Annotated in this window: 25 protein-coding genes; 13 read left to right on the top strand and 12 right to left on the bottom strand. The window is 60.1% G+C overall.

All coding sequences use genetic code 11. From position 1 onward, the window contains the following. Positions 1-22: 22 nt before the first annotated feature. Positions 23-379, top strand: a complete 357-nt coding sequence (locus tag ACYQ6M_RS16415) for an STAS domain-containing protein (RefSeq protein ID WP_189640222.1) — start codon at positions 23-25, stop codon at positions 377-379. A 52-nt stretch (positions 380-431) separates the two neighbouring features. Beyond that, positions 432-857, top strand: a complete 426-nt coding sequence (locus tag ACYQ6M_RS16410) for an ATP-binding protein (protein WP_460074665.1) — start codon at positions 432-434, stop codon at positions 855-857. A 27-nt stretch (positions 858-884) separates the two neighbouring features. On the opposite strand, the gene ACYQ6M_RS16405 is transcribed toward ACYQ6M_RS16410, so the two are convergent. After that, complete coding sequence (locus ACYQ6M_RS16405; RefSeq protein ID WP_460074664.1) at positions 885-1745, bottom strand: PP2C family protein-serine/threonine phosphatase; 861 nt, start codon at positions 1743-1745, stop codon at positions 885-887. Between the two features lie 315 nt (positions 1746-2060). On the opposite strand from ACYQ6M_RS16405, the gene ACYQ6M_RS16400 reads away from it, so the two are divergent. The 7 genes from ACYQ6M_RS16400 to ACYQ6M_RS16370 all read left to right on the top strand — a co-directional run bounded on the left by ACYQ6M_RS16400 (position 2061) and on the right by ACYQ6M_RS16370 (position 9527). Continuing rightward, on the top strand, positions 2061-2582 hold the full coding sequence (locus tag ACYQ6M_RS16400) for a ubiquinone biosynthesis methyltransferase UbiE (protein ID WP_460074663.1): 522 nt from the start codon (positions 2061-2063) through the stop codon (positions 2580-2582). Then, positions 2579-3757 (top strand): class I SAM-dependent methyltransferase, encoded by a 1179-nt coding sequence (locus ACYQ6M_RS16395; RefSeq protein ID WP_022999187.1) that lies wholly within the window; start codon positions 2579-2581, stop codon positions 3755-3757. Before ACYQ6M_RS16400 ends, ACYQ6M_RS16395 begins: the two co-directional genes overlap by 4 nt. Further along, positions 3754-6138, top strand: coding sequence for a SpoIIE family protein phosphatase (locus ACYQ6M_RS16390; protein WP_460074662.1), 2385 nt, complete (start codon positions 3754-3756; stop codon positions 6136-6138). The genes ACYQ6M_RS16395 and ACYQ6M_RS16390 overlap by 4 nt, the downstream gene beginning before the upstream one ends. A gap of 3 nt (positions 6139-6141) precedes the next feature. After that, positions 6142-6687 (top strand): slr1658 superfamily regulator, encoded by a 546-nt coding sequence (locus tag ACYQ6M_RS16385; protein WP_051990044.1) that lies wholly within the window; start codon positions 6142-6144, stop codon positions 6685-6687. A gap of 31 nt (positions 6688-6718) precedes the next feature. Then, complete coding sequence (locus ACYQ6M_RS16380) at positions 6719-7057, top strand: slr1659 superfamily regulator (protein WP_022999184.1); 339 nt, start codon at positions 6719-6721, stop codon at positions 7055-7057. Between the two features lie 541 nt (positions 7058-7598). Further along, complete coding sequence (locus tag ACYQ6M_RS16375; RefSeq protein WP_022999182.1) at positions 7599-8294, top strand: ribonuclease activity regulator RraA; 696 nt, start codon at positions 7599-7601, stop codon at positions 8292-8294. 48 nt (positions 8295-8342) lie between these two features. Next, positions 8343-9527 (top strand): ATP-grasp domain-containing protein, encoded by a 1185-nt coding sequence (locus tag ACYQ6M_RS16370; protein WP_460074661.1) that lies wholly within the window; start codon positions 8343-8345, stop codon positions 9525-9527. Here the strand turns inward: ACYQ6M_RS16370 and ACYQ6M_RS16365 are convergent. From ACYQ6M_RS16365 to ACYQ6M_RS16335, 7 genes are all read right to left on the bottom strand, one after another. Further along, positions 9512-10501: a Rieske 2Fe-2S domain-containing protein gene (locus ACYQ6M_RS16365; RefSeq protein WP_460074660.1), complete on the bottom strand. Its 990-nt coding sequence runs from the start codon at positions 10499-10501 to the stop codon at positions 9512-9514. The two genes, ACYQ6M_RS16370 and ACYQ6M_RS16365, sit on opposite strands and share 16 nt — an antisense overlap. Beyond that, on the bottom strand, positions 10498-11646 hold the full coding sequence (locus ACYQ6M_RS16360; RefSeq protein WP_168686565.1) for a GNAT family N-acetyltransferase: 1149 nt from the start codon (positions 11644-11646) through the stop codon (positions 10498-10500). The genes ACYQ6M_RS16365 and ACYQ6M_RS16360 overlap by 4 nt, the downstream gene beginning before the upstream one ends. Continuing rightward, a complete protein-coding gene (locus ACYQ6M_RS16355) occupies positions 11643-12914 on the bottom strand; it encodes a CoF synthetase (RefSeq protein ID WP_460074659.1) in 1272 nt (423 codons plus the stop codon). The genes ACYQ6M_RS16360 and ACYQ6M_RS16355 overlap by 4 nt, the downstream gene beginning before the upstream one ends. Then, a complete protein-coding gene (locus ACYQ6M_RS16350) occupies positions 12911-13726 on the bottom strand; it encodes an MBL fold metallo-hydrolase (RefSeq protein WP_460075691.1) in 816 nt (271 codons plus the stop codon). Before ACYQ6M_RS16350 ends, ACYQ6M_RS16355 begins: the two co-directional genes overlap by 4 nt. A 5-nt stretch (positions 13727-13731) precedes the next feature. Then, complete coding sequence (locus tag ACYQ6M_RS16345; protein ID WP_460074658.1) at positions 13732-14718, bottom strand: NAD-dependent epimerase/dehydratase family protein; 987 nt, start codon at positions 14716-14718, stop codon at positions 13732-13734. A 2-nt stretch (positions 14719-14720) separates the two neighbouring features. Further along, entirely contained in the window at positions 14721-15677 is a 957-nt protein-coding gene (locus tag ACYQ6M_RS16340) for a 3-oxoacyl-ACP synthase III family protein (protein WP_460074657.1), read from the bottom strand. Positions 15678-15889: 212 nt separating this feature from the next. After that, the gene (locus tag ACYQ6M_RS16335; protein WP_022999174.1) at positions 15890-16867 is read right to left on the bottom strand and encodes a GlxA family transcriptional regulator; all 978 of its coding nucleotides are present in this window, start codon (positions 16865-16867) and stop codon (positions 15890-15892) included. A 128-nt stretch (positions 16868-16995) separates the two neighbouring features. Between ACYQ6M_RS16335 and ACYQ6M_RS16330 the strand changes: the two genes are divergently transcribed. From ACYQ6M_RS16330 to ACYQ6M_RS16315, 4 genes are read left to right on the top strand one after another with little or no spacing between them, the layout of a single operon-like run. After that, positions 16996-17706: a GntR family transcriptional regulator gene (locus ACYQ6M_RS16330; RefSeq protein WP_460074656.1), complete on the top strand. Its 711-nt coding sequence runs from the start codon at positions 16996-16998 to the stop codon at positions 17704-17706. Positions 17707-17731: 25 nt separating this feature from the next. Next, positions 17732-18637 carry a dihydrodipicolinate synthase family protein gene (locus ACYQ6M_RS16325; protein WP_460075689.1) on the top strand — a complete coding sequence of 302 codons (906 nt, stop codon included), beginning with the start codon at positions 17732-17734 and terminating at the stop codon, positions 18635-18637. A 2-nt stretch (positions 18638-18639) separates the two neighbouring features. Further along, on the top strand, positions 18640-20139 hold the full coding sequence (locus tag ACYQ6M_RS16320; protein ID WP_460074655.1) for an aldehyde dehydrogenase: 1500 nt from the start codon (positions 18640-18642) through the stop codon (positions 20137-20139). After that, entirely contained in the window at positions 20136-21476 is a 1341-nt protein-coding gene (locus ACYQ6M_RS16315; protein ID WP_460074654.1) for an NAD(P)/FAD-dependent oxidoreductase, read from the top strand. The genes ACYQ6M_RS16320 and ACYQ6M_RS16315 overlap by 4 nt, the downstream gene beginning before the upstream one ends. Before the next feature lie 30 nt (positions 21477-21506). On the opposite strand, the gene ACYQ6M_RS16310 is transcribed toward ACYQ6M_RS16315, so the two are convergent. From ACYQ6M_RS16310 to ACYQ6M_RS16295, 4 genes are all read right to left on the bottom strand, one after another. After that, positions 21507-22241: an SDR family NAD(P)-dependent oxidoreductase gene (locus tag ACYQ6M_RS16310; RefSeq protein ID WP_460074653.1), complete on the bottom strand. Its 735-nt coding sequence runs from the start codon at positions 22239-22241 to the stop codon at positions 21507-21509. Further along, the gene (locus tag ACYQ6M_RS16305; RefSeq protein WP_296596140.1) at positions 22238-22969 is read right to left on the bottom strand and encodes an SDR family NAD(P)-dependent oxidoreductase; all 732 of its coding nucleotides are present in this window, start codon (positions 22967-22969) and stop codon (positions 22238-22240) included. The genes ACYQ6M_RS16310 and ACYQ6M_RS16305 overlap by 4 nt, the downstream gene beginning before the upstream one ends. A gap of 13 nt (positions 22970-22982) precedes the next feature. Further along, positions 22983-24086 (bottom strand): mandelate racemase/muconate lactonizing enzyme family protein, encoded by a 1104-nt coding sequence (locus ACYQ6M_RS16300; RefSeq protein ID WP_168686555.1) that lies wholly within the window; start codon positions 24084-24086, stop codon positions 22983-22985. Positions 24087-24148: 62 nt separating this feature from the next. Next, positions 24149-25696, bottom strand: a complete 1548-nt coding sequence (locus ACYQ6M_RS16295; protein WP_460074652.1) for a trimethylamine methyltransferase family protein — start codon at positions 25694-25696, stop codon at positions 24149-24151. Positions 25697-26075: the final 379 nt, after the last annotated feature.

The raw sequence follows: 26075 nt of genomic DNA, 5'->3' as shown, positions 1-26075 counted from the left end.
GATGCAGATTTGGGAAATGGCAATGACCGCAGACGTCGCAGAAATCACCATCGGCCACGAGACGGACGGCGACCTGATCGTTGTTCGTCCTGTCGGCAAGCTGGACACGCTCAGCGCAAAAACCTTCGAAACCTACCTGAAGAACCTGATCTCGGAAAAGCCGGCAACCTTGCTTATCGACATGGGGCAAGTGGACTACGTCACCAGTTTCGGGCTGAGATCACTGTTGATCGTTGCCAAGCTTCTGGCTCCTTCCGGAGACAAGCTGGTGCTGTTCCAGGTGAACCAGTCCGTGGTCGACGTCCTCAAGATCTCCGGCTTTCTGAAGATCATGCAGGTGGCGGAAAGCCGGGAAGACGCAAAGGCACTGGCGGGTTGAATGAAGCTCACGCCCGGCAGCTTGAATTGAACAACGTCCGGCAGGGAACGGGATGGTGGATCTCGAGACGGTGACAGTTCGAAACGACCTGGAGGACCTGCCGGCGGTCTATACCGTGCTGGAGCGGTTCTGCACAGGAGCGGGCCTGTCCGACGCGGTTCGCCGTACCCTGTGCCTCGTCGTTGAAGAGCTGTTCGCCAATACCGTTGCCTACGGCTATCCGGATGGCGGCAAGGACCAGATCGCGATCACGGCAGCGCTTGGGCCGACACACGTCAAGCTCGTCCTGTCCGACAGGGCGAGACCATTCGACAACAGCGGCATTCCGTCCGGTCCACCGGAAGCGGACACAGTCGAGGACATGGGCATTGGCGGTCTGGGCCTTTATCTGGTGCACCAGCTAGCCGATGACGTGGCGACCCAACGGATCGGAAACGTCAACCACACCACGGTTCTGGTGCCTCGCTCCAAGGATTGACGGGCGCCTTGCTGCAAGGCGGTTCCCTCAGAAGGCAAATTCCATCATGGAGAAATCGTCCGGCAGGGGCGCATTGTCGTGGAATGTGGCCAGCCAGTCGTAGATGGCTTGAGGGACGGTTCCGTCCACGGATTTCGATTTGTCCGCGAGCTCGGCCCAGGTCAGCGTCCGGCCATCCGCATCCTCGATTTCGTAGGTACCGTCGCTGATGACAAGCAATCGGTCGCCCGGGCGAATGTCGTATGTACCGCCATCGAATTCCATATCTGGGATGGCGCCGATAACCATGCCCTCCGGCGTTCCGAGGCCGATGACGTCCAGCCCCGATGCCGAAGGCCGCATGAGAATGGCAGCAGGGTGGCCGCCGGAGGCATAGGCCAGTTGCCGGGTCGAGCGCCGGTAGACGCCATACCAGATTGTGAAGAACATGTTGTTCTGCCGTTCCATCGGAAAGGCATTGTTCAGTTTGGCAAGAACGTTTGCCGGGTCACGAAAATCGGTGCCCCCAAGCGCATTCGAGCGCAGCACGTTGATGATCGCGACAGACAGCAATGCGGCCCCGACACCATGGCCACACACGTCGATCAGGTAAATTGCGAAATGATCGTCGTCGAGGTCGTGATATCCGAACGAATCACCGCCCAGTTCGGTCGACGGCACCAGAAGCCAGTCCGCTTTCGGGGCTTCGGGACGCCTTTCCGGCAGGATGGAATAAACATAATTGCCGGCATCACGAAGCTCCGCTTCCAGGCGTTCCTGGGTGCGGGTCAGCAGGATGTTGTATTCGGCCAACTGGTCTTCCACGGCCTCGCCATGTTCGATCGTTGCCTCGTAAAGCAGCTTGAGGTCGTCATGTTCAGCGCGCAATTCCTCAAGTTCTCTGCGCACTCGCGCGAGTTCGCCAGCGGAAGTGTCTGGTTGGGCAGCGGCGCCAAAATTACTGGTGCTTGTCATGTTGTAAATATGATGCCTTTACGGACGCGCGGTGGAAACCCAAAGTTTAGAGTTCTGCTGCTATGTTAATGAAGCAGAAAACATTGGAGCAATCGCGGTTGATATATCCTTGGCAATGAGCGACACCGTATTGTTAAATACATGAATTATCGATGACACGAGTCCAATCGGCCAAAATTTCCAGCTTTCTCGTATAACAGAAGTGCATCGCTTTGAGGTGCAATTGACCACGCCAGCGGGGGAATAAAAATGCAGGCACCTTCTGAAGGCATATCATCAAATTCCGGTCTGCCGCAGATGATTCACCTGGATTTGGACATCAAGGATTTTTGCACCGACTGGACCCATTGCGATCTCATGTCGGGATACATTGCCCGGATGGTCAGCCACAACCGGCTGGATTCGCTCCTGTTTTCCAATCTCTATTCGTCGGCTTTGAACGAGCTGCTGGAAGCGGTGTACCGCACCCACGGCTCCGGCGGCAAACTGCAATGCGCGGTTCAGCGCGACGGCAATGTCGACAGGATCGAACTGACTTTCCCTGCGGACGAACAAACCTACAAGATCTATGAGACCGCCATTGCGAAGGTCAACGGCGATGACGCCGAAACGCTTTATCTGGAAGCGCTGTTTGCCGACGCCGAACCGGATGCGAGCCTGGGGCTCCTTGAACTCGGCGTCGACTACGGCGCCCGGCTTGCCATCGGACGGAGCGAAGACGGCCGCATGAGCCTGGTTGCAGAGCTCGTGCTTGAGGACGACACAGAATGATCGCTGATAATATGACACAGGCCTTTCAATGGACCTTCAACGAGAACGATCAGGAGTTCTCGCTCCATGGCAGCTTGCGCCCCCAGCGGGCCGAGGAACTGCATGGCTGCTTTTCCGCGATGGAACAGTCCGTCGCCAAGGTGAGCGGAAAATTCTACGTCAACGTCAGGCGCCTTGTGCGCATGAACAACGTCGCCTTCCACGCATTTGCCGGCAAGATCCTGGATCTTGTGCGCAACCGCAGCGATCTGAGCGTTCATGTGACGACGTCGAGTGTCGTCGGCTGGGCAACGCGCAAATTCGCCGTGCTGGAGACGATGTCCGACAAGATCACCGTCAGCGAATACGACAACGAGTTCTACCCGGGACAGTCCTTCGTCGAGGACAGTGAATTCATTCATGTCCTGCGGACACAGACCAAGCTTACCTGGCGCCATGAGAAGGAACTCCTTCGCCGCCACGGCCTGAAGCCGGGGATGCAGGTGGCCGACATTTGCTGCGGCATCGGCGATTTCGCCGTGCTTCTGCAAAAGGAGTTCGAGCCGGACCGGCTTGTCGCGTTGGACCATTCCAGATCCAGCCTCGACTACGCACGCCGTGTCGCCGCCGACTTCGGCATCAAGGGCATTGATTATGTCTTTGGCGATGCCGCGGACATGCTGCTGGAGGACAATCAGTTCGACTTCGTGACCTGCCGACATTCCCTGCAGGTGTTCGATCAGCCGGAACTGATCCTCAAGGAGCTCTACCGTATCTGCAAGCCGGGCGGCCGCATTTACGTGACCAACGAAAAGAACTCCCATTGCCTCGGCGAACCGAGATCGGAGTCTATCCAGTGGACCTATAACGAGGTCGCCAAACTCTGGCACCATTTCGATATGGATATCGAAATCGGCCCGAAATGCCGGCGCCTCCTGATCGACGGTGGTTTTGAAAACGTCACCATAGGCTCCTTCATGGTCACCAACACCGACGGCGACCCGCAGGATTTCGCAGACGTCATCGCCTCGTGGAAAAATCTCTTTGCCGGCAAAATGGCGCAGGAACGCGGCGACAGCCCCGAGTTCATCGAACGCTTCGCCAAGGGTTTTGATGATCATATTTTCGCAGCGCTCCACCCCAAGGGGTATGCGGGCTGGCCGATCTGGGTTGCCTCGGGGCGTAAGCCGCTATGAATGCACCGGTAAAGAGCCCTCAGAGTGAAAAGCAGATAGGTCGCTTTTCCCTGCGAAGTTTTCGCGCCAAGTTCATTCTTGTCGTGGGCGTGGCGGTGCTGTTCGATCTGGCGCTTGCCGGTGGCATCGGCATCTGGAACGTGCAGAAACTGTCGAGGGATGCAACGGAGCAGGTCGGTGAAGGCCTGACCACCGCGACCGAAGACTATCTGGAAACCTACATCGATACGACTGCGTTCCGCGCCGACCTTCTGATCGAGCGCGTTCATTCGGAACTTGCGACGCTTGCTTCGTCGATGCAGACACTGATCGACCACCCGGATATCCAGGAAGCGGTCGGCAACACGATTGAGGGCAGTTCGGAGTTTTCCTCCGCACTGGTCTACGACGAAAAAGGCGGCTGGTCGCAGAACACCGAGGGTGTTCCTTCCGCAGTCAGCGTCTGGGGTTACTTGCTCGATGAAGACAAGAACCCGCTTCCCAAGGCCGCAGATGAGCTGAAGAACAGCTCCTTCCTCAGCCTTGTCGGGCCTTCGATGATGTCGACGGGCGCTCCCAAGCTGCAGATCTATTATGTCGGCCCCAAGGACGCGTCGATCATGCGCGCGACCCCTTATTCGGAACAGGCGCAGACATTCGACCTGCTTTACCCCGGCCATAACGAGGGCGCGAACTTCTGGGATTTCTTCTTTCCCGGGGTCTACGAAGGTTGGCAAGGCTGGATCAAGGATCCGTCTTCCAAGCCGGTTGAATCCAATATCGTCACCACAGCTCCCTACATCGATGCGATCACGGGCAAGCTGATCGTCAGCTTCTTCCATCCCCTGTGGACGCAGGATCGCAAGGACGTTGCGGGCATGGTCGCGGTCGACATCACGCTCGAACAGCTGACTTCGCTCGTCGAAAGCCTTGAGATCTCGGAAAGCGGCTTCGGCTTCCTGACGATGTCCGACGGCAACGTGGTGGCAACGCCGAAAGCCGGAGAGGCCACACTGGGTCTGGTTTCGAGCGACGTCAGCGGCCAGGGTGTTACCGGCGTGAACCGGAACCTCAAGGAAAGCAGCCAGCCCGCCATTTCTTCCCTTGAACTCAGTGCCAAGGACGAGACCGTCATCAAGCACATCTTCCTTGAAAATGACGGTGAAGAGGTCCCCTATCTTCTGGTCCTCAAGCAGCTCAACCCGACCAACCTGTGGGATGGAACCGGCATCACCTCGGAAACGATGACGCTGGGCTTTGTCGTTTCCGAACGCGAGATCTACCAGTCGCTGATCGATGCCACCAACAACATCTCCGAGGCGACGGCCCGCATCCTGAACTACCAGCTGATTGCCTTCTGCGTCAGTATCTTCGTGGTGTTCGTCGCGGTCTATGCCATTTCCGGCCGTATCACCAAGGGCTTGTCGCAATTGGCCGCCGCGGCGCGTGCGCTGCAGAACAAGGATTATTCGGTTCGCGTTGCTATTCCGACCCGCGACGAGGTTGCGGCCGTGGGGCTTGCGTTTAACCGGATGGCGGAAGAGATCAGCTATCACACGGAGAACCTTGAAAATCTCGTTGAGGAGCGGACCAGGAAGCTGGAAACCGCGAACCACGAGATCGGCGAGCTCAACAAGCGGCTGAAATCGGAAAACCTGCGCCTCGGAGCCGAGCTGGATGTCGCCAAGCGCATTCAGGAAATGGTTCTGCCACGGTTGAGCGAACTGGAAGTCATCCCGCAGATCGAGATTGCCGCCTTCATGGAACCGGCAGACGAAGTCGGCGGCGATTACTACGACGTCCTGTTCGACGGCAGCCGCATCAAGGTCGGTATCGGCGACGTGACCGGCCACGGCCTCGAAAGCGGCGTGTTGATGCTCATGGTGCAGTCGGTTGCCCGTGCGCTTCAGGAGAAGGGGGACAAGGATCCGATTGCCTTCCTGGATGTGCTCAACCGCGCTGTCTACAAGAACATCACCCGTACCAATTCCGACAAGCACCTGACCCTTGCCTTCGTCGACTATGAGGACGGACAGGTCACCTTGTCTGGCCAGCACGAGGAAGTGCTGATCATTCGTGCCAATGGCGAAACCGAGCGGATCGACACGATGGATCTCGGTTTCCCGGTCGGGCTCGAGGCCGATATTTCACCCTTCGTGGCCACACTGGATCTTGCGTTCGGACCCGACGACATCCTGATCCTGCATACGGACGGGATCACGGAAGCGGAAAATGCGAAGGGCGAGATGTATGGCCTCGACCGGCTTGCCCACAGCGCCCATGAAAATCGCGAAAAATCCGCTAAAGGTATTGCCGCGGCGGTCATTAATGATGTGAAGTCGCATATCGGCGACTACAAGGTATTTGATGACATCACTCTTGTTGTCTTGAAGCATAGGTAAGGCATGGTCGAGGATTTTGGAGAGACGGCTGCTTTGAACGGCGGAGACGCGAGGCAATTTTGTCTCACGCTGATGGCAGAGCCGCTGGAGCTGAGCTGGCATCATTGCGGCCTGACATCGGATTTTATCGGGGAATATTTCAGCAGGGCTTGCGGCAAAGGCATCGATCCTGTCGATGCCCGCCACAGCATCAGTTACATGATCAACGAGATTCTGGAAAATGCGATCAAGTTCCGTCACGGCGGCGACATCGCGATTCACAGCTCGCTGGAAGAACAGACGTTTGAAATCCGGATCGTGAACCGGATCGACCAGGAAACGGCCGTCAAGTTTCAGGGTCACCTGAAAGCCCTGCTCGACCGTGAACCGGGAGAGCTGCTCCTGGAACGCATCGAGGAGAACGCCCTCAACCCGGACTCCTCCGGCTCAGGCCTGGGTTTGCTCACACTTATGAGCGACTACGAGGCCAAATTGGGCTGGTCTTTCGCGTCTGAGCGTGTAAGTGAAGGCGTTGAGTTGACGACATATGCTTCTTTGCGACTTTCCTGATCGCTGACATATTCCAAAGGAAGAAATCACAATGGAAATCAGCACGAACGATTACCGCGTTTGGACTGAAGGCTCCGCCATCCACTACGAAGGAACGATGCGGCTTTCAGGAACAGATGCCTACGCACCTATTCTGGACATCATGAATTCCGTTCTGGCGGCCAAGCCGGAACTCATCACCATGGACCTGACAAGCCTGGAATTCCTGAACAGCTCCGGCATCAACCTGCTCGCAAAGTTCACGATCGAAATCAGAAAGCAGCCGGAAGTCGGCGTTCGGGTTCTGGGCTCCAAGTCCATTCCCTGGCAGTCGAAATCGCTCCGCAACCTGCAGCGTCTGCACCCGGCGCTTGAACTGACGATTTCCTGATCCCGCACACAGGCGCGTGAGGACGTGCTGATGCAAGCGCAACGGAAATGCCCGCAGACTTCCGGCCTCGGTTTCAAGAAGGCCGGATGAATTGCGCATGTCGCAGGCCTAATATCCGTCCTCGTTGCAACAGGCTTTCAGTCGTCCCGCCAGTCTCCCGGACTTGATAGAGAAAAATTCGGCAAGGCCATCCTGATCACGGCGCAGGCCGCAGCTGGCGCTATCAGTGCCGTGAAGGTTGCCTGCAAAGTGTCGGTCTAGTGATCGGGCAGGGTTTGCAATCCTGCTCAGAGCCTCAGGCCATGAAGTTCCTGTCGCGGCGGTGCAGGGCTTTCCACCGCTCGTAATCCGCCAGGCCGGTTCCTGACTTTCCCGTTTCAAAAATCCCTTGGCCGGCAATGCGATCCGGCGGAATATGCCGGTTGATCCGCCGGCTCCCGTGCCGCGGGCAGCCCACTCCTGGCAGGACTGGCGGCATCGCTTTTTGGGGTGCCGTTTCTGTCCTGTTGCTTCTTGTCAGCGCCATCTTCCGGAGGCCTTAATGACCCTGTCCGCTGAAGCCGTCGAAATCCTGAAATCCGTCAGCACGGCGACACTCACCACGATCCTTCTGAAAAAGGGACTGCGCAACGTCTGGATCCGCGGGGCAATGCCGCTCGATCGCTCCAGACCTCGGATCGTCGGGCCGGCATTTACCCTTCGTTTCGTGCCTGCGCGTGAGGACCTGGCAACGCCCGCGTCCTGGGGTTCTCCCATTTCAACACGTGCGGCTATCGAGGAGATGCCGGAAGGATGCGTCGCGGTCATCGATGCGATGGGCATCCGCGACGCCGGTGTCTTCGGCGATATCCTGTGTGCCCGTATGCGCAAACGCAATGTCGCAGGCATGGTCACAGACGGCACAGTGCGCGATCTGGCCGGTGTGCTGGCGTCGGATCTGCCGGTCTGGTGCAGCGGTGTCTCGGCCCCGCCTTCGGTGGCCGGTCTAACCTTCGTCGGCTGGCAGGAAACCATCGGCTGCGGCGGTGTTGCGATCATTCCGGGCGATATCATTGTGGCAGACGGCGATGGTGCGGTCGTGATCCCAGCAGCCACGCTTGATGACGTGCTGAAAGAAGCCCCGGAACAGGAACGCATGGAGGCCTGGATCGTCGAGCAGGTCGACGCAGGTGCGAAGCTGCCGGGCCTTTACCCGATGAACGAGGAAACCAAAGCGCGCTACGAAGCCGAACGCTGAGGGGCGTCGGATGCCGGGATCTGCATTCGATAAGGGAATCTGACGACGATGCAGCCCGGCTGCCATGCCTCTTCCGGCCAGACTGTTCTGATAACGGGTGCTCGCGCGCCTGTTGCCCTGCATCACGCCCGGCTCTTTCATGCCGCTGGTTGGCGTGTTGTTCTGGCCGATATGCCCGCGCGCCCAGTCTCCCGGGCAAGTCGTGCCTGCGCACTCTATCAGCGTCTGCCATCGCCAAGGTTTCATCCGGAAGATTTCACTGATGCGCTCGAGGCGTTGATCGAACGCGAAAAGCCGTCCCTGATTGTCCCGACCTGCGAGGAGGTCTTCTACCTGGCGGCAATCCGGGAAAGGCGCGGCCTTGGGGCGGAACTGTTCGCGCCAGGTCTCGACCTGCTTCAGACGTCCCACAACAAGCATGACTTCATCAAGCTGTGTGAAAGGCTCGGGATCGCCGTACCCGAAACACGGCTGCTGACATCTCGGGAAGATGTCACCGACCTTGGCAAGCAGGCCGAAAGCCTTGTGTTCAAGCCCGTCTGGTCGCGCTTCGCCGGTCAGGTCCTTGTTTCGCCAGCGTCCCGCAAGTTGACGCAAGTGGTGCCGAGCGCTGCAATGCCCTGGGTTGCCCAGGAACGGTTGGAAGGAGACGAGATCAGTGCCTACGTCCTGGCGCGCGACGGCAAGGTGCTGGCAGTGTCGATGTACCGTTCGCTTTACCGGGCCGGTGCTGGCGCGGGGATCTGTTTTGAACCGGTAACGGACCCGGTAACTCGGACTTTAATCGAAACATTCGTCGGGAACACCGGTTGGACCGGGCAGGTTTCGTTTGACCTGATGCGCCTTGAAGACGGCTCTGTGCGCCCGCTGGAATGCAATCCGCGCGCGACCAGCGGCCTGCATTTTTTCAAGGACGCGGACCGGTTCGTCCGCACGCTTTTGCAAGGTGGTGACGAAGTCTTGCCGGACGTAACAGGCATTCAGGCCGTGCGGCTGGCCATGTGGGTCTACGGTCTGCCTTCAGCGCTCCGCTCACGAGATTTTGCCCGTTTCCGGGAGGTTCTCGGTGCGGCCGAGGAGATCCTCGGAACCGCGGACGATCCTGCGCCCGGGCGTGCTCAAATACCTGCCTTGCTGGAAATCGCGGCTATAGCCATGCGCAACCGCATCAGTCTTCAAAGCGCCACCACGAGGAACATCGAGTGGAACGGGCCGGATCAAAGTTCGATGTAGGCGCTTCTGGGGGTCGCTACCGCACCTGGCAGACCGCCCTCTTCAATTGCTGCGATGTCCCTTCGCAAATAGTCGAGCGGTCCGATCAGAGGTTTTGCGTCCGGAAAGCGTGCCGCGTTTTCAAGTGAGGATTTCAAGACGCGGCGGTCTTGTTCCAGAGCGATGCGGAACATAGGCTGGAACATCCAGGACTTGACCCGGTCGAGCAGTCCCTCATTCGGTCCGATCAGGCAACCGATACCTTCAACAAGTCCGTCGGCGGCCTGCCGCAAATGGAAGGTGGTTGCCAGTGCAAGGCCGTTTTCGCCCCAATATTCCAGCTCGGCGATACCGGGAAAGCGATACCGCCCGACAGTCCGCACCCGCCCGGCTTCCAGCAGCCTGCTGATCAGGCCATGCTGCCGGTCCTCCCCGGTATAGACGGCCTCGACCCAGCCAGGCCCACCGGTGATCTCGACCCGAACCCGGTGCCGCTTGCTGCTGAGGCCGCGCAGCAGGCCCTTGTGGGTGAAATGGGTGTGGGTCGCATCGAGGATGTTTTCGGCAGCATCGATCAATGTCGAGTTGGTGCTGCTGCGCACGAGGCGCACCACTGTCTTTCTGCCTTCCATCGGGTGCAGGTAGGGTTCACCTGCGGGGTCTCCTTTGGAAAGAAAGACCACGCCGTCCTTCACGAAGGTCTTGAGGCCGGGAATCCGGTACCCCGGCACGTCGCCCATGTGTCCCGGAATGGCGGTGCAGCGTCCGCCGCCGTCAAAACGCCAGCCGTGATAGGGGCATTCGATCTCGCCTCGGACGACCTTTCCTTTCGACAGTTCCATCAGCCGGTGCGGACAACGGTCGGCCAGAGCCGAAATGCCCGACGCGCTCTTGAACAGCACCACAGGTTCGCCGCCGAATTCGACACGGGCCGGTCGGCGCTTCAAATCCTTCACGAGCGCCGCGGCCTGCCAGAAATCCTTTGATGAAGTCATAGGTCGAAGGCCTCCAGAAGGGGAATGCCGATGCGCGACAGAAGCTTTTCGAGGCTTCGCACAGCCAGTTGCCTGCGCCGGGACAGATGGCCCGCATAGACGGCGTTGAACTCGATTTCCGGTTCTGCCCCGCGCAGCCGTTTGAAGTGGCCGGCGCCCGCGCTCATGTTGAAAAAGAGAGTGTGCCGGTCTGCAATGTCCTGGCCTGCCGCCATGACCAGCCGGTAGAGACCCTCCTTCAGCGGCAGGCGGGTGTCGTATCCAACCAGCGGCTGCGTCAATGTGCGGCCGTTGGCAAAGAAACCGGCTACCGCCACCAACTGGCCGCTGTCATCGCGATAACCAAGCAGTTGGAACAGGCCTCTGCGGTGGCATTCCCGGATGTAGGTTGCGGTATACTGCGGATTGAGCGGTGTGTACTTGTCGAGATAGAGCATCTTGTAGAGCTCCGCGGCACGGTCAAAATCCGAGGCCTCGAAGCTGTCGTTTTCCGCGAGCCGATAGGGCGTCTGTTGCATCAGCCTTGTGTCGTAACAGCGGTTTTGCGTCGGCCGTCCTGGTGTTTGGTCACCGGAGTAGAGATAGATCCGCCGCGCCGCTAGAAGCCTGAACCCAGCTTGCCTGAGGGCGTTCATCGATGACCGGTCCGCCCGGCCATTGAGCGAGCGGATGACAATGGCATGCTCCGGATGGCGCTGAGACAGGGTTCTGGCGATCTCGCGGGCTGCGGCTGCATCGATTTCCGGAACTGGATTGGTCGACAGCAGCCAGTTGTTCACCTGCACCTGTCGATCAAGCCCGCTGGCCGCGATCAGCGGTGCGCAGGCCCGGATCAGCGGTCGCACCAGATGGTAGGTCAGCGGCGACTTCAGGAAATTGCGCGTTTCCTCGACTGCATAGTCGATATAGGCAGCGCTGGGTGAACAGATGTAGCACGTCGGTGGACGGCTCGGTTCGTTGATCGTCACCGGAAAACACCGCCCTGCAATCTCCAGCGAGCTGACACGCGTCGTGAGGTTGGCAACAAGATCAGGCATGGCAAAGTCGTTGCACAAACGCACGAAGGCATGAACAGTCTCGGGGGCGTTGCTCACACCTCCATTGGCCGACGTGTCCCGCATGACCGTATCCTTCGCTGTGGTCATGATTGAGCCTGCCGCCTAAACCGGCTTTCCACCCGCCGCAGCTTGCGGGTGCTTTCCAGGGGCAGCCTTTCCCGGCGGAGCGAAATTGCAGGCACAAGCCCCTGTGCGCTCAGGGTTTTGCCAAGTGCCGCAAGGGCCGCTTCAGCGCTCGTCTCCGCCACCTCCGGTGGCAGTAGCAGGGTCACCGATCCATCTTCTTCCTGCACAAGGCGAAAATCGGATATCTCGCGCGAGGCATCCAGAACCGAATTGCGCAGGATGTCTGGCGTAACCGGTACGTCCGTTCCCGCTTCCCTGGTGAAGAGAAAGATATCGTCCATCCGTCCGATCACTTCATCAACCGTCTGAAGCGGCGAGCCACAGGAGCATGGTGTCGACGACAGGCGCAGGAGATCGTTCATCCGGTATCGTGCCATGATCTGGAAATCGCGGCGAAAGCCTGTCACCAACGGAGTGACGAGATCGTTTGCAACCGGCTCGAACTCGAAAAAATTGGCGTCCTCGGCAAGATGCAGGCGGCCATGGGCACACGTCACGGCGAAAAGGCCTTCGGTTGCCATGTAGATCTGCCCGAGGGGAATGCCGAACCTCTTCTCGACAACGACCCGGTCGATCGGGTCGAGCGTTTCCGCACCTGCATAAAGCTTGCGAGGGGCAAGTCGGTCCGACGTTTCCGCCAGGTGCCGCAACACCCTCGGCGGCGCGACGATGGTCGTCGGATTGAAGGTTTCCAGTTCGTCCAGCCAGGAAGCGATGCCATGGCGCAGATCGAAGAACCGCAACTGCAGTTGCCGTAGTCTGGCCGGGCTTTCGTAAAGCGAAGAGGACTGCGGCAGGATGATCGCAACCCGTTCCGGATGCCAGAGAAAGCGGGGTAAGGTCTTGGCCAGAATAGTGCCGAGCCAACGGAACCGCTCTGGTGCGGTAATGGCATAGAGGCCGCGGTTGCCGCTGGTGCCCGTACTGGCTCCGATGTTGATCCCGTCGATCTCGCCGCCCGCCTCCAATGCCCGCCATCCGGCCTCGGCGGTGATCCGGGCCCTGTTGAAGGCCTCGAACCGGCTCATCACGATGGCTTTGTCGATCACCGGCAGTTGGTCGAGGCGTGGAGGCGCGTCGCGGTAGAAATCGACCTTGGGAAGCGACTGGCGCAACCAGCCATCCAGTCGACGTTTCTGCCAGTCCTCGAAAGCCTTTCGAGATCGGCCACTGCGGCCGGTCCAGAGCGTTTCGGCAAAGGCAATGCCAGTCTGAAAACGCCCGTTCATTGCGGGACCTCCGGCAAATCGTATGGACTGTCGGACGGATCGTGGCACAGCAGAACGTCGCCGCACTGCTCCCGGAAGGCGGCAACCCGGCGGCTGCTTGCCGCAAGTGCCCGGCGATCCGAAGCGACAAGAGCCGCGGGCAGCCCGGGGGCCTTGCCGGGATCAAGCGCTGCCGCACACCACTGGGTATCGACCGCATAAAGCAATGGCACCGGCTGAGCGGCAAAGCAGATGCCGAAATGGCCTTCCGCATGACCGGGCAGATTGACGGCCAGCGTCTCACCATCACCAAAGAGATCAGCCCCTTCGCCAAGTCCATTGGGAGCGGGCTTGACCGAGAGTTGGTCGATATCGACGATCCGGCTGGAGAGATCCTGTGGCAGCAACTCGTCAAAGACGCCGTGGCGCAGATTGGAAAACCTTGAGCGCGCCTCGATACGAGTGTGCACTGCTGCCTTCGCATAGATCCTCGCCTTCGGGAAAAGGTGAAGCGCGGCAACATGATCGGCGTGAAAATGGGTCAGCACGATGGCTGCAACATCTGCTGTGCTTGCGCCAAGGCGGTCAAGCACACTGGCTGGCTGGTGCTCTTCGATCAACTTCGGCCGGAGCAGACTGGCATAGATCCGAAGCGGCAGACTGCGCCCGGCACCTTCCGTGACCCGCGGGCCGTAACCGGTATCGATCAGCACCAGTCCGGCGGTCGGGTGCTGGTGAACCCCATAGCGTACCTTGAAGCGAAGCGGGTGACGCCCACCACTACGGACCACCAACCGCTCCGGCGCGGAAACAAAAGCGCTGTTTGCAAACACCGGGGTCAACGGGTTTTCCTTCCGCCAATTGTTTTTGCAAGACCGCTTTCGAAGTCGATCTGCGGCCGCCAGCCCAGCAACCGCTCCGCCTTGGAAATGTCGAGGCTCTGCCGGAAGGCGAAGAGGCCGAGCGTATAGGGTGTCGCCAGAGGTTCGCCGGCGCCAGGCACAATCAGACTTGCCGTCTCCAGAAGCCTGGCCACCAGGACAGCCGGGGCCAGGGGGCGGTTCTGCCAGCGAACCGGAATGCCCTTGGCGGCACAGACACGCTCGACAATGAAACGCACCGGCAAAGGTTCGCCTCCGGAAATGTTGAACGTCTCGCCTTCGCATTCCGGAGAGGCTTCAAGGGCCGTCTCGACGGCTGAGAGCAGATCATCAACATGGGTCAGGTCGATGGAGGCAGCTCCATTCCGGAAAACCGGCAAGGGCCGCTTCTGGGCTGCGGCGAGCAAACGAGGCAGGAGTGTCGTGTCCCCCGCACCATAAAGGCCGCGTGGACGCAGGTTGATCGGGCCAAGGTCGGCGCGGGCCAGCACCAGTTGTTCGGCCTCGGCCTTTGTCGCCGCATAAGCGTTGATGGGCGGCGGCGGCAGCGCGTCTTCCCGGACGTTCTCCTTGTCCTTCATCTCGAAATAAACGGTGGGCGAGGAAATGTTGACGAACCGTCGCACGCCAAGTTTTTCCGCAAGATCAAGCAGGTGTTTTGTCCCGGTGACATTCGCCGCCACGAAGGCGCTTCGTGGTCCCCAGGGCGCGGAGAGCGCCGCGCAATGCACTATGGCGTCGACCGGACCAAGAGGCGCGATCTGATCCTTGGCGCAGGGGTTGGAAAGATCCATGCGAACGACGTCGAAGCCCTCGGCCTCAAGGTGCTGACACTGCAACTCGCTGCGGCCGAGAGCAATCGGGTTGGAGCCTTTGGCGCGCAAATGACGGATCAGGGCTCCGCCCAGAAATCCCGTTGCTCCAGTGACCAGCAAGCGCCCCATGGTCAAACCTCAAGGGCCATGCCGCCGAAGGTCACACCGGCCGATGTCCCGAGCAACAGCACTCGCATGCCGGGCTCGATCCGGCCCTGGCGCCAGGCAATGTCGAGCGCGGTTGGCAGCGATGCTGCAATCTGGTTGCCGTGGGTGCAGCCGATGTCGACCACCCGGCTGCGCTCCATGCCGGTTTCCCGGATCATGTGCTCCAGCGCGAGCGGGCTTGCCTGGTGCGGTACGACGAGGTCGATATCCTGCCGGGCCCATCCGGCTTTCGACAGCAGTTGGTCGACGAACTGCGGAAAGTGCTTGTGCGTGACACGGAAGAGGTCCTTGCCGTCCATCTGAAACACGGCATGCCGGGCGAAGGCCTCGCGGTCCTTGTGAAAATCGAACCGAGTGCCTCCGGCCCCGATCTCGCATGAAGCGTAGGCGGAGGGGTAGGTTCGCAGCAGCGAGGCCGCAATCCCCGGGCCGTCATCGCCTCCTGTCGTCAGGACGACTGCAGCCGCGCCGTCGCCGAACAGGGCGGCAACATCGGGCTGGTCTTCCCAGGGCAGTGCGCGCGAGGCGATGTCCGCGGCAAACACCAGCACCGACGTTGCTTGCCCCAGCGCAAGTTTGTTGGCGGCAAGTTCGAAAGCGGTCAGGAAGGAAAGACAAGTCGCATTGACGTCGTAGGCCGCCGCCGTGCCATCGGCAAAACCCAGTCTCTGCATCACCAGTGGCGCGGTTGCCGGCAGGGTCTGGTAGGGAATTCCGCACGCACCGAGGACGAGGTCGATGTCTCGAGGCGTTTGGCCTGCCTTTTCAAGCGCGGCTTGGCAAGCCGCAACCGCCAGATCTATCTGGCTTTCCTCTGCTGCGACAAACCGGCTTGAAACGCCGGACAGTTTTTGAAGATGTCCGGCAGGAAAGCCCAGCTGAAGATCGAGGGTTTCCGAGGTGACGGACTTTGCAGGCAAGGCATGTCCAGTACCTGCAATTCTGACTGGAAGAATGGATGCGGCCTCCGTTTGCGCTCCGGTCCGGACCGGCTTCAGACAAGGATCTAAGTCACGGGCCGAAGACACGCAAGGAGGATGGGGCATCGGACCAGGCGGAGAAGCCGGAACCGGCTTGCCAGGAATTGGGGCCGCGTTTCAATACGCGGGCAGATCGCAGCCCCAGCAACCGGTCAAGCCCTTTGAAACGCAGCCTGTGTTCCTGCGGAGCAAAGACGCTGATTGTGCGGTGTCACGCCGAACCTGTTTTGATAGGTGCGGATGAAATGCGAAGCGGATTCGTAGCCGCAGGCCAGGGCGATCTCGGACACGGACCGTTCGGTCTGCAGCAGAAGATTGCGGGCACGCGTGAGCTTCTGGTCTATGGCAAACCGTTTCGGCGACACCTTCAGGTGTTTCTGGAACAACCGCTCGAGCTGCCGCGTGGAAATGCCGATCTTGCGGGCGATCTCGGATGTCGGCAGGTAATAGGGTGCGCTTTCGTTCAACAGACGAATTGCCTCTGCAATATGCGGGTTCCGGATCCCGTGCCGCGCCTGTAGCGAAATCTGCTGGGCCGCGTTGGCAGGCCGAACTCCGGAATAGACCATCATGTCCGCGATCGCGACCGCCAGGTCCGTACCGTGGGCTTCGCCGATCAGGTGCAGCATCATGTCGGTCGCCGCGGTGCCGCCGGATGCGGTGACGAAGGCCTCGTCCGTGACAAAGACATTCTTGCACAATTGTACGTCCGGAAAGGTTTCCTCGAAACTGTCGTGGAACGACCAGTGAATGGCTGCGCGGCGGTCGTTCAACAGGCCAGCCTTGGCAAGAATGTAGGCGCCCGAACAGATAGCACCGATCTGGGTGCCCCGGGCACGTTCCCGCCGCAGGAAGCTCAGCACCTCCGGCGCCGCCCGGTCACCGACATTCTGACCGGAGATCAGGAACAGGCTGGAGCGCGCGGGCAACGGACCGAGGCCCTGATCCACCAGCGTCACGGTTCCGTTGGAGCAGACCGCCCTTTGACCATCGGGTGAGGCCAGTCGCCACCGGTAGATTTCCTCTCCCTGAAGCAGGTTGGCGATACGCAGCGGCTCTACCGCGCAGGCGAAGGCGATATGCGAAAAGTCTTCAAGCAACAGGAAGGTGACGTCAGTGGTTCGGGACATGTCGCTTTTCTCCGGCCTCTGTCGCCTCTGGCCGATCGGGGCCTTTCGGGCGCATGTATTATTATTGTGTTGATATTGTACACATCATGTATACAAACGAGTCAACTGAATTCGGAATGGAGCGTCACATGCCCCCTGTACGCGGCACGGCAAAGTCGAATGCCTATGAGGATCTGAAACGCGCGATCCTGACGTTGGAGCGCAAGCCCGGCAGCCCGCTGGAAGAAACCGATCTGTGTGATCTCTACGGCCTCTCCCGGACCCCTTTGCGCGAGGTGCTGCAGCAGCTGGCGGGTGAAGGCTATGTCACGCTGCAGCTCAATCGGGGTGCGCGCGTTTCCGACATGACCCACTACACGCTGCGGGACTTTTTCCTTGCCGCACCGCTGATCTACAGCGCCGTGCTTCGGCTCGCCGCGCAGAACGCGACGCCGACACAGATCGAGGAACTGCGTCAGGCGCAGAAAGAGTTCCGGGCCGCCATGGCAAGTGGCGACGTGATTGAACGGGCACTTACAAACGACCGTTTCCACCGCATCACCGGCCACATGGCGGGCAACAGCTACCTGCTGGCGAGCCTTGACCGGTTGCTGATCGACCATACCCGGATCGGCATGACCTTTTTCCGCCCCAAGTCTGGTGCGAAGGAAGATCGCCTCGACCTGGCCGGCCGCCAGCATGACGAGATGATCGAGGCGATCGAGCAGGGCGACGACAATCGTGCCGCGGAACTGGCGCTGGAGCACTGGGCTCTCTCGCGTGACCAGATCGAACTGTTTGTCATGCCTGAAGGCCTGGAAGCTCCGCTCGGCATTCCACCCAAACTCAAATCCGCATGAGGCAGACACCGCGATGACCCCAATCATGAAGTTCGAAGGCATCTACACGCCCGTGGTCACGCCCTATGACGGCGAAGGCAACGTGGTCTGGGATGCCCTGGCCGCTGTTGTCGACCATCTTGTCGAAAGTGGTGTGCACGGCCTGATTTCCGGTGGATCAACGGGCGAAAACTATGCCCAGACCGTTGAGGAACGTCTCGAACTGGCGCGCTTTACCGCGCAAAGGCTTGCAGGCCGCCTGCCTCTGATCGTGGGAACGGGAACCATGAGGACACCGGATTCCATCGCGCTTGCGGAAGGGGCCGCGGAGATCGGTGCCGATGCCATTCTGGTGGCAACTCCGCCCTATTCGGTGCCGACGGAGCGGGAAAACGCGCTCAATGTCCTGACCATCGACCGGGCCGCCGATCTTCCGATCATGCTCTATAACTATCCGGGCCGGATGGGGGTGAACATGGGCGAGGAGTTCCTCGACCGGGTTGGCCGTTCGCGCAATGTCTGCGCCATCAAGGAAAGCTCTGGCGACATCAACCGCGTTCACCTTCTGGCGCGCGACTACCCGCACATCCAGATGTCCTGCGGCATGGACGATCAGGCGCTGGAATTCTTCGCCTGGGGGGCACGCAGCTGGGTGTGCGCCGGCTCGAATTTCCTGCCCGAAGAACATGTTGCTCTTTACCGGGCCTGCGCCGTCGAAGGGGATTTCAGCAAGGGGCGGCGGATCATGTCGGCAATGATGCCGCTGATGCGCGTGCTGGAACAGGGTGGCAAGTTCATTCAATGCGTCAAGCACGGGGTGGAAATGAGCGGGCTCTATGCCGGTCCGCCGCGCCCGCCGTTGAAGGCACTCAACAAGGACGACAAGCGCCAACTCGACCAGGTCGTCCGGGTTCTGAAATCCACCATTCAAGACATCACGGCGGGAGAATGATCATGACCGACCTTCTGACGCGCGAGGAATACAAGGCGCTCGCTGCCGGCCTGACCTTGCCGACAAATGCTTTCATCGACGGATCTTACCGCCCGGCGGCGTCGGGCAAGACCTTCGAGACGGTCAATCCCGCCACCGGCGAGACACTCGCCTCCGTGGCAGCCTGTGGTGCAGAGGATGTCGACTTCGCAGTGCTGAAGGCCCGGGAAGCCTTTGAGGACGGCCGGTGGTCGAAGCTGCATCCCGCGGACCGCAAGGACACACTGATCCGCTTTGCCAAGCTCATCACCCGCAACCGGCGGGAGCTGGCCGTGATGGAGAGCCTCGACAGCGGCAAGACGATCTACGATTGCGAAACCGTGGATGTGCCGGAGACGATCCATTGCCTGAAATGGCACGCAGAGGCGATCGACAAGATCTACGATCAGGTCTCGCCCGCCTCCGATGATCACATCGCCATGATCGTGCGCGAACCGGTTGGCGTCGTCGGGCTGGTTCTGCCCTGGAACTTTCCGTTGCTGATGCTTGCGTGGAAAATCGGTCCGGCGCTGGCGGCAGGATGTTCGGTCATCGTCAAGCCGGCCGAAGAAACATCGCTCACCGCACTGCGCATTGCGGAACTTGCCATGGAAGCCGGCATTCCGCGGGGTGTCTTCAATGTCGTTCCAGGCTCCGGTCCGGACGTCGGCGAACCGCTTGGCCGGCACATGGACGTCGACATGATCTCCTTCACCGGTTCGACGGAAACTGGCCGCCGGTTCCTGCGCTATGCCGCCGACAGCAACCTGAAGGAGGTCGTTCTGGAAATGGGCGGCAAGAACCCGAGCGTTGTCCTGAAGGACGCGGAAAATCTCGACCGGGTGGCTGCTCACGTCGTCAATGGCGCGTTCTGGAACATGGGCGAGAACTGTTCGGCAAGTTCCCGCCTGATCGTGGAAGAAGACATCAAGGAAGCTCTGCTGGAGCGCATTCTGGCCCATGCGCGGGAATGGACGATGGGAGATCCCCTTGATCCGGAGCATCGTGTCGGTGCGCTCGTCTCCAGCGATCATTTCGCCAAGGTCAGTTCCTATCTGGACAAGGGCGCAAAGGTGTTGATGGGCGGCGGCAGCCGCGATGGCGCCTTCGTCGAACCGACCGTTCTGGAAACCGATCTGGGGTCCACCATCGCGCGGGAGGAAATTTTCGGTCCGGTCTTGAGCGTTCTGACCGTAAGAAGCTTCGATGAGGCTATCGCGCTGGCCAACGATACACAGTACGGCCTTGCCGCCTCGATCTTCACCGGCAACGCCAGAAAGGCGCTGCGTGGTGCCCGGGCGATCCGGGCCGGCACAGTGACCGTCAATTGCTTTGGCGAAGGCGACATCACCACGCCGTTCGGCGGGTTCAAACAGTCCGGTTTCGGTGGGCGGGACAACAGTTTGGCGGCACACGACCAGTACACCCAGCTGAAGACCATCTGGCTGGATCTGTCCGACGACGAGGACGAGGCCGTCGGATGACGAAACGGGCCGCCGACACTCTGCCGAACCTGCAAGGCCCGGCGGCCTGGAACACCATCCTGCCGAAGCAACATCCTGCGCAGGTGCTGAGCGAACAGATAAGCGCGGATGTCACGATCATCGGTGCCGGTTTTGCCGGTCTGTCGGCGGCGCGGCGCCTGCTCCAGTCAGACCGAAATCTCAAGGTTGTCGTGCTCGACGCTTGCCGGGTTGCGGAAGGATCGGCCGGACGCAATTCCGGATTCATGATCGACCTGCCGCATGAGCTGACATCGGAGGATTATGCCGGTAACGGTGACGACAAGTCCCTGATCGCCCTCAATCGAGAGGCAATCGACTTTGCGCGTGGCGCGGTCGAGGATTACGGGATCGACAGGAACTATTTTGATCCGGCAGGCAAGATCAACGGTGCGGCTAGCATCAAGGCCGATCGTCATAACCGCAGTTATGCCGACCATCTGACGAGCCTCGGTGAAAAATATGAGCTGCTCGACCGCCAACAGATGGCGGACCTGACCGGAAGCAGACACTACGTTGGCGGACTTTATACCCCCGGTACGGTCATGCTGCAGCCCGCCGGATATATCCGCGGACTTGCCGCCGGACTTCGGCGGGAAGGCGTGCAGGTTTTCGAGCAAAGCCCGGTCCTGTCTTTCACCAGGGAAGGCGAAAGCTGGAAGGTGGAAACGCGATCCGGATCCGTTTCAACGGCAAAAGTCATCCTCACGGTCAATGGTCATCTGGAGAGTTTCGGTTTCGAACGAGACCGGCTGATGCAGCTGTTCCTGTTTGCCGTCATGACGCCCGAGCTCGACGGTGCGGCGTTGAAGAAACTTGGCGGCCAAAGCCGCTGGGGCATCACGCCATCTGATCCGATGGGGACGACCTTGCGCCGGATCGACGCCGGTCAGGGTGGAAACAGGATCGTTACGAGAACCTGCGCCGTGTTGAAACCCGACATGCGGCTGACATCGGCAAGCGTGGAACGTGCGGCTCGTGTCATGCAACGCAAGTTCGACCGGCGTTTTCCGCAGTTGGCAGGGTTGAAGATGGAATACAAGTGGGCAGGACACCTTTGCCTGTCGCTGAATGGTGTCGCGGTCATGCGAGAACTGGAGCAGGACGTGTTTTCCGGCTGCGTGCAAAATGGTCTCGGCACCGCACGCGGAACCCTGACCGGCATGGGCGCTGCTGATCTTGCGCTGGGACAGACCGGCAGCATCACCCGTCATTTCGGTACTGAAGCCCGGCCGAAAAAACTGCCGCCACAGCCATTCCGGGAAATCGGTGCCAATGCCGTGTTGCGCTGGAAGGAATGGCGCGCGGCAGAGGAATGACCTCGCGCTGAACAACCGGACCCTCACCTGTTACGGCAAGCTCAACCTGGTCATTCTGCCACCGTCGACCGTGTAGACCTGACCGGTGACAAAACCGCTTTCCTCCGCTGCCAGGAAAGCGACCAAGGCGGCAACTTCCTCCGGCTTGCCCGTCCGGCCAGCCGGGTGGATCTTGCCAATATCGCGCCGGAAGGCATCTGGATCCGGGGTCGCCTTGATGAATTCGAGATTGAGTTCCGTATCGATCCAGCCTGGCGCAACCGCGTTGCAGCGGACGCCGTCCTTGCCGTGATCGACCGCAACGGCGCGCGTCAGGCCGTGAAGCCCGGCCTTGGAGGCGGAATAGGCAGCATGCAGCGGATTGCAGCCGATGCCTTCGATGGAACCGACATTGACGATGCTTCCGCGTGTCTGGCGCAAATGCGGCAAGGCATGTTTGATCATCAGGAAAGGCGCGGTCAGATTGACCGCCAACGAGTGCTGCCAGTCGGCGAGCGACATGTCTTCGATCGCCGCTTCCTGCATCAGGCCGGCATTGTTGACGAGCACATCCAGCCTGCCACCTTTCGTTACCACGTCTTCGATAATGCGGGCAGGGGCTTCCATTTCGGCAAAATCCGCCTGGATATGCTCAAACTCAGGATTCTTGCCGCGCTGGGCCGTGAAGACCCTGGCACCTTCATATTGCAAGCGCCGGGCAATCGCACGACCAATGCCGCTTCGCCCGCCCGTGACGAGGGCAATCTTCCCTTCGAACCGCATCATGACACCGGTTTCCCGCCGTTGACCTCAACCAGCGAACCGCACATGTAGCGCGCAGCATCGGAGGCAAGAAACAGAACGACGTCCGCGATATCATCCGGCCGCGCCACCCGGCCAAGCGGAACGGTCCTGCCCAGTTCGGCAATCGCCGTTGCGGGGTCAAAGCCGCGCTTTTCGAACCCGGTCCGCAGCATCGGTGTGTCGACCTCATTCGGGCAGACAGCATTGATGTGGATGCCCTGGTGGGCATGGTCCCGGCCCATGCACTGGGTCAGCGAAGCGATCGCCGCCTTGGTCATGCAATAGACAGCGTGGTTCGGGCCCGGGTGAACACCCCAGCAAGAGGCGATGTTGACGATGGCCCCACCTCCGGCCTCCGCCAGCAACGGGATACCCGCCCGGCAGATACGGAAAGGAGCTTCGACATTGACCCCGATCGACAGCGCCCAGTCCTGATCGGTGGTCTCGGTCACGGGACCACGGGTAATGACGCCGGCGTTGTTGATGATGATGTCGAGGCCGCCAAGTGCCTTGGCCGCGGCGCGGGGCAGTGCGTCTGCATAGGCCGGGTCGAGCAGGTTTCCCGAAATCCGGACTTCCGCATCAACGGCATCGCAATTCCGGTCGGCTGCGGCCACGCGTGCCCCTTCTGCCCGCAGCATGTCGGAGATGACTTTGCCGATCCCACCGGCGGCGCCTGTCACGAGGGCGCGTTTGCCTTTAAAGCGCATATCGGCCTCCAGTTCAGAAAGTAGCTATCGCCGTGCCGAACAGGGTCTCATCCGGTTCGACACCAAGGCCCGGGCCTTGTGGCAGGGCAATGTGACCGTCCCGGATGCGCACGCCTTCGCCGATGGAATAACTGCCCTCGATCATGGGCTCCGCAAGCCAGACCCCTTCCAGCAGAGACGGCTTCACCGTCGCAGCTACATGGGTACAGGCGGCGGCGATGATGTCGCCGCCCCAGGCATCGTCGCAGGTATGCGGCAGCGAGACGGCTTCGCAGATATCCCGGAACGCAGCCATCTGTTGCAGTCCGCCGATCCGGGTCACTTTCATGCCGAATCCATCGACCAGTCCGCGCCCGGCGGCACGGATGACCGTTGCCAGGTCGACACCGTTCTCGTCCATGTAAAGTCCATGGTGGATCTGCGGCCTGATCTTCTCCAGGTCCTCGATCCGGTTGCAGGGCTGCTCCAGAATGAACGGAATATCCGGGCATTCGCGACTGACGCGCAGCGCGTCTCGTGTGGTCCAGCCTCGGTTGCCGTCGACCGCAAGACGCATGCCGGATCCGGCGATCTTGTCCCAGACCCTGCGGATCGTCTCGATATCGCGCTCGACGTCCTTCCCGCTCATCTTGATCTGCAGGCGCGGGTAGCCTTCGTCCCGTTTCTCCGCGGCAATGCTGGCGATCTCTTCGGGAGCACCGACACCGGTTGCGTAATAAGAAGGAACACGTTCCGCAGCGACACCCCCGAGAAGGTCGGCAACCCTAAGGCCCAGATGTTTGCCGAGCAGGTCATGAACGGCAATGTCGATTGCCGCCTTTGCGTAGTTGTGCCCGTTGAGCTGGCCGTTCATGAGACGACCGATCGTCAGGGGCCGAACGTCCTGGCCAATCAGCGCAGGGGCAATCTGCTGCAGCGCCGCCTGCGCTCCACCGGAGTGCGCTTCGGCGTAAGTTGGGCCGACAGGGCAGGTTTCCCCCCAGCCGGTAAGCCCGTTGTCCGCGGTCAGCTTGACCAGGGTGGTCTGGAGAGACCAGACCTCGGCGTTTGCCATCTTGTAGGGGCCGCCCTTGACCGGCAGGTCATGGCGGAAGATCTCGACAGACTTGATTTTCATGAACCGCCTCGCAGGGCAGAGGAGAAAGCACGGGCAGCCCGGTTTTTGGCCGGTACCGCGGTTCAATAGTCCTGGTTCAGCGCATCTGCCGCCGGGATTTCACGCTCGCGCCGCGCGATGTAGTCGAGAAGGGCCTCGTTTTTGGCGGTCTCGAGACCAGGCTCCTGATACTCGGACAGAAGCTTGCGGGCGATGCCAAGCGCCCGTTCGGTGATCTCCACTTCACCCTCGGCCTTCCATTGCTCGATGGAATTGTTGTCGAAGGTCTCCGGCATGAAGAACGCCCGCTGGAAATTCTCCTGGGTGTGCGGGTGCCCCAAGTAGTGGCCTCCGGGGCCGACGTCGCGAATGGCAGCAAGGCCTTCATCGAAATCGTCCCAGCGCGGGCCCTCCGCCATGCGGTAGGCCATTGCGCATTGCTCGGCGTCAACAATGAACTTGGCAACGGAGCAATGCATCCCGGCCTCGTTCCAGCCGGCCGCGTGCCAGATATAGTTGGCACCTGAATGGATAACGGCGCTCAGCGTTGCTGCGCTCTCATACCCGGCTTGCGCGTCAAAGGTCTTGGCACCGCCGAGCGATCCGGAGGTCCGCCAGGGCACATCGTAGAACCGCGCCATTTGCCCGATCATGAAGTTCATCAGGCTGATCTCGGGGGTGCCGGCCATCGGCGCACCGGATTTCATCGAGACCGTCGACAGATAATGCCCGTAAATCGCAGGTGCGCCCTTCCGGATCACCTGCGTGTAGGCAAGGGCGCTCAGGGCTTCCGCGTTGAGCTGGGCAACGGCAGGGACCACGCTTGCCGGGGTATTGGCACCGCCAAGCACGAAGGGGGAGCAGAGCACGGGCTGGTTCCGTTTCGAAAAGGCCCGCATTGCTCCCAGCATGGTCTCGTCCCAAACCAGCGGAGAATTGCCGTTGCAGTTTCCTGTCGTGACCGGATGGGTCTCCAGATAGTCCTCACCGAACAGAATCGCGCACATTTCCATGACATCTTCGGCGTTCTTCGGGCTTGTCGTCATGCCCATGAAGGTCTTGTCCGAATGCTTGATCGAAGAATAGGTGATGCGCAGGTGCCGGTGGCTGATGGGGTGGTCGTAGGGCTCCACGATGTGGTGGGCGCTGGAATGCAGGGCCGGCAGCATGTGGCTGAGCTTGTGGAACATGGCCAGGTCCGCAAGCGTGGGATTGCGCCGCTCATTGTCGAGATCACGCAGAAATGGTGCCCCGGTCATCGGCACGAAGATCGAACGATCTCCTCCAAGCGGGACATTCTTTGCCGGATTGCGGGCATGATAGGTGAAGCTGGATGGGATCGAACTGATGAGCTCACGCACCAGCCCCCGGTCCAGGTAGACCCTCTCACCCTCGACCTTGGCGCCGGCCCGCTTCCAGTCTGCAAGGGCAATCGGATCGCGAAAGACGATTCCAACCTCTTCCAGGATTGCCATGGAGGCATCGTCCAGCTTTCGGATCTGCTCTTCGTCCAAGGGTTCGCATAGGGGAAGCGTGCGCCGCAGACTGGGCAGCATGGTATGGTCGGGAGCGGTGCGAATAGCCCGGCGGCCGGCACGGCCGCCGCTGCGGCTGCGTTGGGCAACACTCATCTTGTTCTCCGGTAATCGGTTATTTTGACAAGAAGAATGCGCCTGATTTACCGCCCGACAGTGCCGAAATACGAACTGGCACTGCATTTTCCGACATTGTTGGAGAATAATCGTTTTTCATCTAAAAGAATTATCTGAGATCTGCATCAGTAGACCAGAATATACGCGCGTAGCATTTTCCGTGCCTGTCTGAAAATCAAAAATCATTCATAATAATGTTGCTGTGCACAATATCTGGGCAACCAGTCAACATTAAACATTTTAAATGAGGAATTTACCCATGGGGGTGGCCGAGCAGGGGCAGTTCGTGTTTTGCTATGTAAATGTCGCAAATGAGCATCATGGTTACAAAAAAACAACGGATGCTACGTTTGGGAAA

The organism is Roseibium sp. ROS1 (assembly GCF_054658215.1).
Note: the sequence above shows the minus strand (reverse complement) of the source record. Positions and strands in the feature narration are given on the sequence as shown.